Origin of the sequence: Desulfosediminicola flagellatus, assembly GCF_005116655.2 — a bacterium.
In the GTDB taxonomy this organism is placed as follows: Bacteria; Desulfobacterota; Desulfobulbia; order Desulfobulbales; family Desulfocapsaceae; genus Desulfopila; species Desulfopila flagellata.
In genome coordinates this window covers 5,177,674-5,191,040 of sequence record NZ_CP050698.1, presented here as the reverse complement: position 1 = coordinate 5,191,040, position 13,367 = coordinate 5,177,674, and the positions used below count along the sequence as shown (strand labels likewise).

Annotated in this window: 11 protein-coding genes; 8 read left to right on the top strand and 3 right to left on the bottom strand. The window is 44.2% G+C overall.

Annotated features, from left to right (window positions below; genetic code table 11):
• The first annotated feature begins 189 nt into the window (after positions 1–189).
• From FCL46_RS21500 to FCL46_RS21490, 3 genes are all read left to right on the top strand, one after another.
• Entirely contained in the window at positions 190–1,473 is a 1,284-nt protein-coding gene (locus FCL46_RS21500) for a citrate synthase (protein WP_136808973.1), read from the top strand.
• A 21-nt stretch (positions 1,474–1,494) separates the two neighbouring features.
• Complete coding sequence (locus FCL46_RS21495; RefSeq protein WP_153307133.1) at positions 1,495–1,659, top strand: hypothetical protein; 165 nt, start codon at positions 1,495–1,497, stop codon at positions 1,657–1,659.
• 320 nt (positions 1,660–1,979) lie between these two features.
• Positions 1,980–2,927 (top strand): type 2 periplasmic-binding domain-containing protein, encoded by a 948-nt coding sequence (locus FCL46_RS21490; RefSeq protein ID WP_136808974.1) that lies wholly within the window; start codon positions 1,980–1,982, stop codon positions 2,925–2,927.
• A 141-nt stretch (positions 2,928–3,068) separates the two neighbouring features.
• Here FCL46_RS21490 and FCL46_RS21485 read toward each other — a convergent pair whose 3' ends face one another.
• A complete protein-coding gene (locus FCL46_RS21485) occupies positions 3,069–3,209 on the bottom strand; it encodes a hypothetical protein (protein WP_153307134.1) in 141 nt (46 codons plus the stop codon).
• 592 nt (positions 3,210–3,801) lie between these two features.
• Here FCL46_RS21485 and FCL46_RS21480 point away from each other — a divergent pair.
• The 3 genes from FCL46_RS21480 (at position 3,802) to FCL46_RS21470 (ending at position 7,569) form a co-directional block, all read left to right on the top strand.
• Positions 3,802–4,497, top strand: a complete 696-nt coding sequence (locus FCL46_RS21480; protein WP_136808975.1) for a hypothetical protein — start codon at positions 3,802–3,804, stop codon at positions 4,495–4,497.
• 61 nt (positions 4,498–4,558) lie between these two features.
• Positions 4,559–5,380, top strand: coding sequence for an alpha/beta fold hydrolase (locus FCL46_RS21475; protein WP_136808976.1), 822 nt, complete (start codon positions 4,559–4,561; stop codon positions 5,378–5,380).
• Entirely contained in the window at positions 5,380–7,569 is a 2,190-nt protein-coding gene (locus FCL46_RS21470; protein ID WP_136808977.1) for a hybrid sensor histidine kinase/response regulator, read from the top strand. The genes FCL46_RS21475 and FCL46_RS21470 overlap by 1 nt, the downstream gene beginning before the upstream one ends.
• 1,033 nt (positions 7,570–8,602) lie before the next feature.
• Here FCL46_RS21470 and FCL46_RS21465 read toward each other — a convergent pair.
• Positions 8,603–9,070, bottom strand: coding sequence for an EF-hand domain-containing protein (locus FCL46_RS21465; RefSeq protein ID WP_136808978.1), 468 nt, complete (start codon positions 9,068–9,070; stop codon positions 8,603–8,605).
• Between the two features lie 437 nt (positions 9,071–9,507).
• On the opposite strand from FCL46_RS21465, the gene FCL46_RS21460 reads away from it, so the two are divergent.
• Both FCL46_RS21460 and FCL46_RS21455 read left to right on the top strand, forming a co-directional pair.
• Positions 9,508–10,929, top strand: coding sequence for an ATP-binding protein (locus FCL46_RS21460; protein ID WP_136808979.1), 1,422 nt, complete (start codon positions 9,508–9,510; stop codon positions 10,927–10,929).
• A 16-nt stretch (positions 10,930–10,945) separates the two neighbouring features.
• Positions 10,946–11,614, top strand: coding sequence for a response regulator (locus FCL46_RS21455; RefSeq protein WP_136809072.1), 669 nt, complete (start codon positions 10,946–10,948; stop codon positions 11,612–11,614).
• A 191-nt stretch (positions 11,615–11,805) separates the two neighbouring features.
• On the opposite strand, the gene FCL46_RS21450 is transcribed toward FCL46_RS21455, so the two are convergent.
• A complete protein-coding gene (locus FCL46_RS21450) occupies positions 11,806–13,215 on the bottom strand; it encodes a sigma-54 interaction domain-containing protein (RefSeq protein ID WP_136808980.1) in 1,410 nt (469 codons plus the stop codon).
• Positions 13,216–13,367 lie beyond the last annotated feature (152 nt).

The window sequence follows — 13,367 nt, the reverse complement described above, 5'->3', positions numbered from 1 at the left end:
AAAGGGAATATTGGCTGTTATTTAAATCATATTGCAATCAGGGTGCGAAAGGATAGCATGCTGATGCTTTTATTTATATTGACAATAATGAAATATTTTTTCTTAATTGTATACCTAAAGGTAATAAAATTCAAAATTGCCGATTTTAATAAGGTCGGCATGTCAGCTTCTTAGAAGAAAGGGGATACTGTGGACGAATTTGTGACTCTGACTTACGATGGAAAAGAATTACAGCTTCCAGTTGTTATCGGAAGTGAAGGCGAAAAAGCTATTGATATTAGCAGACTGAGGGCTGAAACTGGATATATTACCCTTGACCCTGGCTATGGTAATACCGGTAGCTGTCTGAGCGCCATCACTTTCATGGATGGTGAAAAAGGGATTCTGCGTTATCGCGGTATTCCTGTAGAACAACTTGCCGAGAATGCGTCATTCAAAGAGACTGCTTACCTGCTTATTAACGGAAGGCTACCAAACAGGGATGAACTGACTCAGTTTTCGGTGATGCTTAACGACAACAGTCTTGTCCATACTGATTTAAAAGCCTTTTACCAGAATTTCCCACGAGCTTCACATCCTATGGGAATCCTGTCGTCAATGGTTAATGCTATGAAGAGCTTCTATCCGGGACTTGATACTCTGGAGGAAGAGATCAACATAACCATGACACGGTTGTTAGCAAAAGTGCGCACAATGGCTGCAATGTCGTATAAAATTTCCAGAGGGCATGAGCTGGTTTTACCAAGGCCGGATCTGACCTACTGCGAAAATTTTCTCAACATGATGTTTGATACACCGGTTACGCCTTATGAGATTAAGCGGGAAGCGGTTAATGCTCTGAGAGTTTTCTGGATTCTCCACGCAGATCATGAACAGAATTGTTCGACCTCCTCGGTTCGCATGGTAGGAAGTGCCAGAGTAAACCTTTATGCTGCTATTTCGGCAGGTATAGCCGCTTTATGGGGGCCGCTTCATGGAGGAGCTAATCAGGCGGTCATTGAAATGCTGACCAGAATCCAGAGTGAAGGTGGCAATTGCACCAAACTTGTTGAGCGGGCTAAAGATAAGAATGATCCGTTCCGACTTATGGGGTTTGGTCATCGGGTTTATAAAACCTATGATCCTCGGGCAAAAATAATGAAAAAAATGTGCGATGAGTTATTGGAATCAATGCATATTTCTGACCCTCTTCTGGATACGGCGAGGGAGCTCGAAGAAATTGCGCTGAAAGATCAATATTTCATCGATCACAATCTCTATCCTAATATTGATTTTTATAGTGGCATTGTTTTGCGGGCCATTGGGATTCCTACCAATATGTTTACAGTGATGTTTGCTCTTGGTCGCCTTCCAGGGTGGATTGCCCAATGGAAGGAAAGTACGGATGACCCCAAATGGAAGATCAGTCGTCCCCGTCAGATTTACACGGGTAGCAATAAATATGATTATGTTCCGCTTCACGCTCGTCAATAGCAAACGAAATACAGGGCCATTATGGCCCTGTATTTCGAAGTGTTAGATGTTGTGATTGATTACCGTATAACCCGTATCACCATGGCAATGCGGTTATACAATATGCCTGTTCGCGTTGTCCTGATGAAATTTTCATTCCCTCTGGTCGAAGTTCTCTGCTGTCCATTTTTAACCGGCGTGTTCTAGGAGGCTGTCCGAGAATGGCCTTTGTTCCAAACTCTTCGTTATTATCGAAAAACAATGCTCGCAATATCATTTATATGGCTGCGCTAGTTTTTTGATAATGCCTCGATTTTAGCCCAAATTCCTATTCTCGGACAGCCTCCTAGTGCTCTGTAAAACTTTACCTATCGGATATTGTTCTGAGTCTTCGCTATGCTCCGCTTACCTGCCCTTTTAGTACACTGACTTCGTTTCTCATTCAGTCACATATCGGTCGCTACAATTGTCACAATCAGAAAACGTATGATATAACTGTTAAGAGGAGCAATGTTTCAGGCGTGTTGATGTCTGCTAAGTTTGGAGCGCGAGCGATGTTACCATTTTTCCTGACCAGGAAGTCTCTTAAGGTGTTGGTATTAATTATAAATGCAGTTGTGTTTTTTTGGTATTTCCTCTTCGGTAATGTACCTCTAACGCACGCTTTGGATGTGGTTCGTTTACACGCACCGCACTCAGAGAAAGATGTGCGCCATATTTATCCCAGAGTTCTGTTGAAAGAAGCATTGCAGAAAACAGTTCCCACTTACGGACCGTATAGAATTGAACAATCAATTGAGGGAATGCAGAGGGATCGCGCACTGCAACAGATGGTTTACGGTAAAAAAATTAATGTGATAGTGGCTGTCACTCGCGCGGAATGGGAGACAGAGACAATCCCGGTTCGAATCCCGCTGCTCAAAGGGCTTTTGGGTTACCGACTCTTTTTGATACGGCAAGATAATCAATACCTTTTTGATGCGATACATGATATCGCACAGGTAAAAGTGCTTAAAGCCGGCCTCAGACAACAATGGAGTACGACCAAGGCACTGGACCAGCTTGGTTTTTTGATTGTTACAGGGAGCTCTTATGAAGGGCTCTTTCGAATGTTGAGCCAGAGGCGGTTTGATTATTTCCCGAGAGGCGTGAATGAAATATTTTCCGAGTTTGAGGCGCACAAGGCTGAATTCCCTGATCTTGCCATTGAGTCGTCACTTGCACTGTACCTGCCATCTCCATCCTACTTTTTTGTAAGCCCTGCAAATCCCGAACTCGCAAAGCGAATTGAAACAGGGCTTTTGATGATGATTGAAGATGGTACCTTTGATAAAATATTTTATGAATTTCAGGGTGATAATATTGAAAGGGCTGGGTTGAGCAAGAGGAAAATACTGAGGGTTGATAATCCTATCCTGCCCGAAAATACGCCATTTTCACATAAAGAATTTTGGTATATGCCGACAGGAGAATAAGCAATAGTGGTTAAACATGTGGAGGGGGGGATCGCGAGTAACTCGGGTTCTTGTCCTCATCCCGACAACGTGCCGCAGTGTTGAAAACAGGTAAAGCACTATTGGATATTATGAGAGGAACTGTGGCATGGCTGGGTCACATCATTCATCAGGAACGAAGCTAATAGCTTCAGTAACTTTACCAATAGAGATAGCACCCACTGCTAACAACGGAATCAGGACGGCAATACAACCGCCTACCACAAGCTTGAATGAGATTGACCGAATGTTGATTTTTTTCATACCGAATCCATCATTTTTTGCTGAGAAGTGAATATCCGCTAAAGCCTTGTGTTGAGTAAGACTTTTCTGCCTTTAGCCTGAGTGGTATTGTGGTTGGAGTTAGAAAAAACAAATATTGTTCTTATGATTTCGCAGACCATTTACTGATACCTTCGATATCGTGGCCTTCTAATATATAGCAGTGGTTGTGCGCTAAAGGTCGGATCGAGTAGTTCGCTCAATAATCAACCTGTGGGCGTAAACTCAATAGGTTCTTTTCTTAACCTGTACTATTCACGTATTCTCGAAACAGGTAAATAAACGTGAAATATCTTGAGAGGGACTGTGAAATTGATGTATCATTTTCAGTATTACGAACAAACAAAGGTGTACTGTTTTATGCCCCTCTTTTGTTCTACTCCTGCCCCCTGACCGGACCACTATATAGGCAATGACTTACCATCTTGACATACGGACAATTTCAGCGATAACCAGCTTTGTAGGCATAATGATGGGCATTATTATGCTGTATGTGTACCAGTCAAGGAAAACATATCCAGGATTTAAGCAGTGGATGTATGCGTCTCTCCTCTATTGTTTAGGAATGCTACTTTTGAGTACACGAGGTCTGTTTCCTGATCTTGTAACAATCATTTTTGCAAATACATGTATTGCTCTCTACTTTGTAATGGTGACCTACGGTATCGAATTGTTTTTGGTCAGAAAAATACGTGTGTGGATTTACATCGCGCCAATGGTTGTGTTGGTTCTCTCATTTTTCTATTTCACCTATGTGAGCCCAGACGTAAGTGTTAGAATTATTATAATATCCACTCTTGCCTTTCTTTTTTCCGCCATTGGCGCGTATCGCGTCCACGTGAACTCACCGGAAATTATCAATGGAAGAAACAATCTGGTCGTTCTCGCGCTATTTGTGCAAGCAGGTTATATGCTGTTTCGTATCTTTTATACGCTTCTTCTTGAGATGGGCATTCGAGATTTTATGTCAAGCTCATCGGTTCAGGCATTTACCTTTATGATGCTTATTGGATGCAATATATTGATATTTCTGAGCCTTATAATTTTCAACTCACAAAAGGTTGAGTTGGAATTGCAGGAAGCGATAACAGAAATCAAAACCCTGGAAGGCATTTTACCTCTGTGCATGCACTGCAAACAGATACGTGATGACAAGGGGTATTGGAATCAATTGGAAGCCTATATCTCAAAACATACAGAGGCACAATTCAGCCATTCAATTTGCGATAAATGTTTAGAAGAACATTATCCTGAATTAAAGAGTGACTGACGTATTACTGTAAGGAAGCGACACCTGAATACCAGTAATGAGCTGTAGGGAGTAGAGTATTATGGCCCCTGAAATTTCTGTATGTACTGTTGACGGATATGATATTGCTTATCATGTTGAAGGTGAAGGGCAGGCAGTTGTGCTTGTGCATGGAATTACGACGTATTCGTTCATATGGCGTAATATCGCACCACTGTTGAGTAAAAAATATAAAGTGATAAGCATTGACCTGCTTGGTTGCGGGGACTCTGACAAATCTCTTGATACAGACTATTCTCTTCCCCACCATGCCACCATTATTCATGAACTGCTCGATACACTTGATATCGAGCGGATACATCTGGTCGGCCATGATGTCGGCGGCGGAATCGCCCAGATATTTGCAGTCAACTCTCCTGAACGTGTATATGATTTGACGCTCATAAATACAGTAGGTCACGACTTCTGGCCAGTTCAGCCGATAATAGCCATGCGAACCCCAATAATACGGCAACTCGCTATGGCAACTCTTGATATAGGTGCCTTTCGTCTGATTGTGCGCAGAGGTATTCATTACAAAGATCGGCTCGATGACGAATTGATGCAGCTTTTCTGGAAACCTATGAGCACCAAAGAAGGGCGTAGAGCGTTTCTGCACTTTGCCGATTGCCTTAACAATGGGCATCTTGTTGAGATTGAAAACCAGCTTTGCAATCTTGCAGTCAAGTCACTTATCATTCGTGGTGAGGCAGATGTGTATTTGAGCGCTGCTATTTCCGAAAAACTTCATCGTGACATCCCTCGCAGCAGCCTGATACGAATAGCTACAGGGGGGCATTTTATTCAGGAAGATGAGCCGGAGATGATTGCCACAGAGATGCTTAAATTTTTTCAGAGTACCTGATGGATGATCCCCTTAAAAAGATAGAGGTTTTACAGGCCGCAATCGCAGTTCTTGAACAGGAAAATTCCCAACTTTCTGAAAGAGCGGAAGATGCTATGCTGCTTGGCCTGGTAGCTGAAGCAATCCAGGGAATGAAAGATCCTCTGGATGTTCTGACCAATGTGCTTGAAAGAGCCTCGATTCTGAAAAATTATCCTTTTGTAACCTGTGGCCAACTTGTAGAGGGTAATGTCGAGTGTATCAGCTCCTATTGCTCCTTTTCTGATGATGAGAACATCGGTTATCCTATCATTATCGGTCCGGAAATATGTGAGGAACTCGATGCCGGTCCGTTTGTCTCACATTCCATGGATGGGATTGCAACAACCCTTAATACGCAGGGCTTTACAGCAACCTCTGTTACAATTATTCCCTTCTCTTGTCATGATTATCACAATGGCATTTTTCTCTTCTTTGACAGGGAATCGAGTCAGAACTACCACACTTCCGGGTTATTTCTTCTTGATCAGATTGTAAACATGGCTGTCGGTCGGCTTAATAATCTCTATTTAACAAAAGAACTCGATATATTAAACACAAGCCTGGAAGGACGAATTCGAAAAAAGACGGCTGCTCTGCGGAGTGCAAATGAGCAACTACAGGAAGCCCATATACGATTTGAAGCAGTGCTTGATGGAATTGATGCCCATATCTATGTTGTCGATATGGAGACCTATGATATCTTGTATGTAAACAGAAAATCAGCAAGCTCTTTACCGTGCGCCACTACCGGCAAGCCCTGTTACAAATATCTACGACACGAAAATTTGCCCTGCCAAAACTGTAAAATTCCCGAATTTCTCACTTCCTCAATTACATCTGACAAGGTAATTGTCTGGGAATTCTGGGATCCCGCAATCAACAAATGGATTTTGAATCGAGAAAAAGTGGTGTCGTGGCCGAATGTCAATCGGGCAAAATTGACAATTTCAACAGATATCAGCGAAATTAAAAAGGCCGAGGAAGAGCGCGAAGAGATGCTGAAAAGTCTTCAGCAGGCGCAAAAAATGGAGGCGGTCGGAGTTCTTGCAGGAAGCGTTGCCCATGATCTGAACAACATCCTATCCGGGATCGTCAGTTACCCGGATCTTCTTCTTGCCAACCTTGCTGCCGATTCCGAAATGCGCAAACCTTTGGAAACTATCAGGACAGCTGGTCGAAAATCTGCTGCCATCGTCAGAGACCTGCTCACTCTTGCACGTCGTGGACTTAACATTGAGCAAACGGTGGATCTTGGAAATATCGTCAAGGAATATGTCGAGAGTGCTGAATGTAGAGCATTACTTAGAAGCCACAGTAATGTGAAAATAGTCAGTCCGGAAGATCCGATTTTTTTACCTGTACTGGGATCGGCTGTTCACCTCTCAAATGTTCTCATGAATATTGTTAACAATGGCATCGAGTCGATGCCGGATGGCGGGACAATTACTATCAGTCTTGAGGTAATCTCCTTGTTGAGTCATCCTCAGGGGTGGCCGGTCTGGCGTGCAGGTGATTATGTCGAGTTGACCATAGCAGATACCGGGGCCGGCATTCCTGAAGATATGCTGCAGAAGATATTCGATCCATTCTTTACAGGAAAGATGCTCGGGCGTAGTGGCACAGGTCTAGGACTGGCTATTGTCTGGGGAACTGTCATGGATCACAACGGGGCTGTACGTGTTGAAAGTACGGAAGGGAAAGGGACGAGCTTTCATATTTACCTTCCCTTGCAGGGAGGGGATAAAGCACAGCAGGCCGAAACGGGAAAGAAAGACCCGGTGAAAGGTAATGGAGAATCTATTCTTGTTGTTGATGATATAGAAAATCAGCGGCAGATAGCTTTAGAAATTCTCCAACATCTCAACTATACTGTCACGACAGCTGATAGCGGAGAGGCAGCGATAGAATATCTCAGAAAAAACAGGGCAGATTTGGTTTTGCTGGACATGATCATGCCAAATGGGATTGATGGACTTGAGACCTATAAACGGATTCTAGAGTTTCTTCCGAACCAGAGAGTCATAATAGTCAGCGGCTATTCCCAGAAGGAACGGATTGATGAGGCAGAGCGACTCGGTATCAGTCAATACGTTTCAAAACCCTACACGCTGCGTAATATAAGTGAAGCAATTCAAAAGGCTCTGGCTGACTCTATTTATAGACAATAGAAAAATATCTACTTACAAACACGGTTTCCGATAGACCCTTAGACTCAGCCGGATGGTAACAGCAACATGTGCTGGTCTGTCATATCTTTATCGGTCATGATATTTAATCCAATCTCTGGCTACCCTGATTTCATACGAGAGTGTATCAGATAATCACTCTGTATTAAAGAAAGCTTAGTCTGATAGTTTGTTAGGGTGTTGTCATGGAATCGTCATTTCTTTGCAGGCTGTAACTGTTTAGCAGTGCTCAAGATGGCCTCAAGCGGGGCGATTGGCTATAGTATGCCTATGCGAAGCGTCCCGATCGGGGGCAGATGGGGTGCTGCTGAATAGTTACTCGTTTCTTTACAATTTTCACAGTGGCTGTCAGATCAACAGTTTTATGCTGCATGAACACTTGATATTATTAACTATACGATTTTTCTGTAACCTTTTCCGGCTCCAAACGTTCTGTTAATAGCTGAGCAACTCTTAAAGTATTTTTAGCACGCATGGCAATTATGATGTCGGCGGCTGTGGACGTGGCGGTTTTAAACGTAACAATTATTGTGATCGAAGAGATGACGGAAAGGGTAATGATATTAGTGCCTGGTTTTGAATGGATCCCCGTTGTCTAGAAGGAAATGAAGATCATAGATGACGGCAGTCTTCAAAAAAAGACTAGTAAAAACCGAAACGATATGAAAGCTTATTAAGCTTCCTGGGTACACTCTTCTCCCCCCCCCCTTGAATGTAGTGTAACTCAGTGAAGAACGAGGTCTGCGCAGATGGTTCTTCTAATCTGCGCAGACCTTTTCTTTTATCTTTAATTACCAGCCTCCAAGTACACTGGCTAAACAGTCTCCCTGTCTCCCGTTTTTCCTTATCATTCTTATGTATTTCCATGTTCTTTTAAAATTGCCATATCAAGTTCAGCAGATCGTGATATGGAAAATTGAGGAGTGGTAGTAAGTAGTCATCTCATTGCAACAAATGGGATAGATCGTTATCCAATGAGGCTTTTATGAATGTGTATGGTTTTGTTTGGATCTCATCAGGTTATTATGTTAATTCCTCCCAGGTTCTCTTCGCTTACACCGGATTGCTGTAGGCGATCAATGAGCAGTAGAATGAGGTCGTCACCAGAGTTTACAGCGTAGGACGCGAGAACCTGATCAGGCGGTGGTGGCGGTTGCGAACCTGTCTCGCCATTTTCTCCATTTAGCATCTGCAAGGGGGGAGAAAATCCATTGCCGGTTAGCAGGTCCAGTAATTCTTCGCCGCTGAGACTTCCATTCTGATCAGCATCAAACTCGCTGAGAGCCTCATCTGCTTGTATTGTATTGCCGGTTAGTTCTTCTATTTCATTTGTCAGAGTTTCAAGTTCAGTAGCGGACACCTGACCATCACTGTCGGTGTCAGAAAGCTTGAAAACATCTTTGTCAGGTGGTGGCGGATGTCGCTGCGTCGCGCTGCGCATAGTCGCCATTATTTGGTTAGAACTATTGATAATACTGATCATGAGTTCCCTCCTTGTTTGAATGGCATTGAAAAGCCCTCCAATACATACGATACGAAATATCCCATAGTCATTTTCGCGCTTTTATAGAGGCAGGTGTGAATCTGGAGGTAATCTGATGAAAAGCTGGCTGTGTCAGTTCACCTGTCCATTCTCAGTGTAGAATGCAATTATGCAGGAAATATGGAGGAGAGTGTTTTTCTGTAGCTGTATATTCAGCTGATTTTTTTTTACCTACCATTTCAACAAGGATTGACCACATAAAAAGATATGAGAAAGTCATAAATGTATACAATTCATATTTCTTCCACATTTGTGCAGTATGCTGACTGAATTGATGTTAGGAGGTAATCTGGAAATGGTACCCCAAAGAATGCGATATGAGTATTTTCGATGAGAGATGTTCAGGACGATGTTGCTACGATATTTAAGGAGATCAGTTGAAAATCAAGATAAAACATAAGCTGTTCTTTACCTTACTGCTCACAAGTACAGTGGTCGCTGCCGGATTATTTGTCTTTTTGCAATGGAGCTTTGATCGCGGTTTTCTTAACTATGTTAAAAACCAGGAACTGGCTCAACTGGATCAGCTGGCAGATCGCCTCTCAGGGTATTATGCGGAACAGGGGAGCTGGGATTTTCTGGAAGACAATTACCCCCTGTGGTTTCGTATTCACAGCGAAGTCTTTTTGACACCCGGGAGGCCTATGCCGAGAATGGATTCAGGCCGAAAACCTTTCCCTGCAGGTCATATAGGACCTCCGCATGATCCAGAGGGCATAAGGGGGCGAATCGTTTTGTATAATGCAGACAAACACAAAATAATCGGTGGGCCTCCCGGCGATAGCAATGATCTCAAATTGCTGGATATTACCCGCCAGGGAAAAACGATTGGGTATCTGGGGCTGGCCCCGGTAATGGAGATATCTGCATCAGGTGATTTGCGATTTGTGGAGCAGCAGACTGAAACGTTTGCATTAGTTACGCTGGTTATGCTGGCTGTTTCCATTTTGCTTTCGTTTCCTGTAGCCATCCATTTGCTTAGACCGATACGACAGCTGACTGATGGAACACTCGGACTTATAGGCGGAAAATTCTCGACACGTATTCCTGTTACCACTGGAGATGAGCTGGGGCAGCTCTCAGAACATTTTAACATTCTTGCAATGACCCTTGAGAAAAACGAGAAATCCCGTCAGCAATGGGTTGCAGACATCTCGCATGAACTGCGAACGCCGCTTGCCGTGTTGCGGGGAGAAGTTGAGGCGCTGCAGGACGGAGTACGTGAGATGGGGCCAGCGACACTTGATCCTCTTCATAGTGAGATCATGCATTTGCAACGGTTGGTAAATGACCTGTATGAACTTTCTATGTCTGATATAGGTGCTTTGACATATAAACGCGTTGCTGTAAATCCGGTGGGTATTCTTGGAGGAACTGTTGAGTTGTTTGAACAGCGGTTTTTGACAAAAGGAATTGAGCTGGCTGCCGATTTACCAGAGAATTTTCCAGGTTCACTGCTCGGAGACCCGGACCGGTTGCATCAACTCTTCACCAACGTACTTGAAAACAGTTTACGCTATACGGATGTACCTGGAAAACTCGAAGTACGGATAACGCATGACAATGAATACGTTACGATAGTGTTCGAGGATTCGTCACCCGGAGTTGGTGAAGCACAACTGCCAAAACTTTTTGACAAACTTTTTCGGGCAGATCCGTCACGTAACCGTGAAGGTAATGGCGCCGGGCTCGGCCTGGCAATCTGTCTTAATATCGTAGAAGCACATTTAGGAAATATAACCGCCTATGCGTCACCATATGGTGGACTTGGAATTCGCATAGAGCTTCCTCTCAGTTGATAACATGGCTACAGAAATGGAAAAAACAATTCTCATTGTGGAAGATGAACAGCGGCTGGCTGATCTCCACCGGGACTATCTTCATCAGTCAGGCTATGCAACAGCCTGTCTCAGTGATGGTACATTAGTTGCCGACTGGGTGAAGAAGAACAAGCCGATACTCATTCTACTGGATCTGATGCTGCCCGGTAAAGACGGGCTGGATATATGTAAAGAGCTGCGCAGCTTTTCAAGTGTGCCGATTATTATGGTGACAGCACGGGTCGAAGAGATAGACCGGCTGCTCGGTCTTGAACTCGGAGCCGATGATTATATCTGTAAACCTTTTAGTCCTCGTGAAGTTATGGCGAGGGTCAAGGCGGTGCTTCGTCGGAGTAGTGGAACTGTACAGACAGGCCAGCTTATCGATCTGGATTCAGATCGTTATCTCGCAACCCTTCAGGGGCGTGAACTCGATCTCACCGCAGTAGAGTTTCAATTGCTGAAGATTCTCTATGAAAAGCCCGGACGAATTTTCACACGCGACCAGTTGATGGACAGTATTTACACCGATCGCCGCATAGTTTGTGACAGGACAATAGACAGCCACATCAAAAATCTACGTAAGAAAATATCGCAGGTTGCACCAGATATTGAGATGATTCGATCTGTGTATGGCGTGGGGTATAAGTACGAAGTTGCCTGAGCTGATTAGGGAGATTTGGCGGAATATTGACAGTGATCCCGATCAATAAGCCGACGATTCGTTGTCTCTGTCTTAGCGGGAAGTGCCTCATTCTGTTTACCTTGAACCGGCAAGGTAAAGCTTGATAAGCCGACCTGCAGATCTTCTACTCAGCAGGCCGGCTGAAATGCATATTGCAGGAGATGGCGACATTAATTGTAATCTTCTTTTCTAAGGCCATACTTTCGCATCTTATTATACAGGCTTCGGGTTGTAATTCCTGCGTGCTCGGCAGTGTGTTTGATTCGCCCCTGCTTTTTCTGCAAAATCATTTCCAGGTAACATTTTTCAGTTTGTTCCTGAACACGCTGTACCACTTCGACAAGTGTCTTCTGTTCCCAATCCTGCGGAAGGTGAGGGCCGTCCGGTTGTGTTCCAGATGTATCGCTTACCGTCTGAAAGGTGGATGGCAGGTCTTCAACCCTGATAGTTTTTCCCTGGCATAACAGCATGGAGCGTTCAATAACATTCATTAACTCACGGACGTTGCCAGGCCAGTCGTAACGACATAACGCTTCCATGGCCGAGTCTGAGATATGATGTACATCTCTTCGAATTTTCAATTTGAAGTCAGTCACAAATTTGCGTGCCAGATGAGGTATATCCACACTTCTCATGCTTAAGGGTGGTATCTGCAGCCGCACAACACTGAGTCGGTAATAAAGGTCTTTTCTGAAAATGCCATTCTCGACATCTTCTTCAAGATTACGATTGGTGGCGGCGATCACCCTGGTATCCACCCATGATGATTTTTCTGCTCCGAGTGGACGTATTTCATAGTCCTGCAGAACACGAAGTAACTTGGTTTGCAGGTGAAGTGGCATCTCTCCGATTTCATCAAGAAAGATTGTTCCGCCGTGTGCCTGTTCAAAAGCACCGCGGCGTGAGCGCGTTGCGCCGGTAAAGGCACCCTGCTTATGCCCGAAGAGTTCACTTTCGAGGAGTTGTTCAGGTAATGCCGCAGTATTTACCGCAACAAAAGGGCCTGATGCACGTGAACTTTCGGCATGAATTACCTTTGCCAGATGCTCTTTTCCTACCCCGGTTTCCCCGGTGATCAACAGCAGGGAATCACTCACAGCCACTTGCTGTACTTCCCGCATAAAAAGTTGCATCGTCTCGCTGCCCGAGGAGAAGTCCGCCATTTTGGGCTTTTGTTTTCTTCTATGTTCGTTCCATTCAAGCTGCATGAGCTGGCGTCGTGCTTCAACTGTTGCTTCCAGAGCGCTGGTAAGCCTCGTTTGCGAAATGCCTGAGTAGAGTGCCGAATGTGCTCCGGCCGCAATAAAACCTGCCTGAACATCGGTTGAATCATCATTGTGGAGAACTACTGTTGTAGGGCCTTCCGGAAGAGAGGTGAGAACTCCAATTCCGGATTCAACCGGTTCCGGGAAAACAGATTCACTTATTACGATGATATCAGCGCAACTGCGTACGACCCTCTGCCAGGAGTCGTCATATTTGCTGACCCCTTCTAACTCTATGTCTGCCATCGAAATCTCATGCTCAAGATATCGTTCCAGCGATTCATTTGCTAGGGCAAGCACCATTCGAATAAGCATGTCTGTTCCTGTTGTGAGTGGAAGAAAACGGAAATGTGTTTCTTGAATATCAGTAAATATAGCGACGTTGGCATAGAAAAGAAATCAATTTCCGATATCTGGGACGTTTCTATACAGATAAAATTAAATAACAGCATAATATCAGAGTGTTA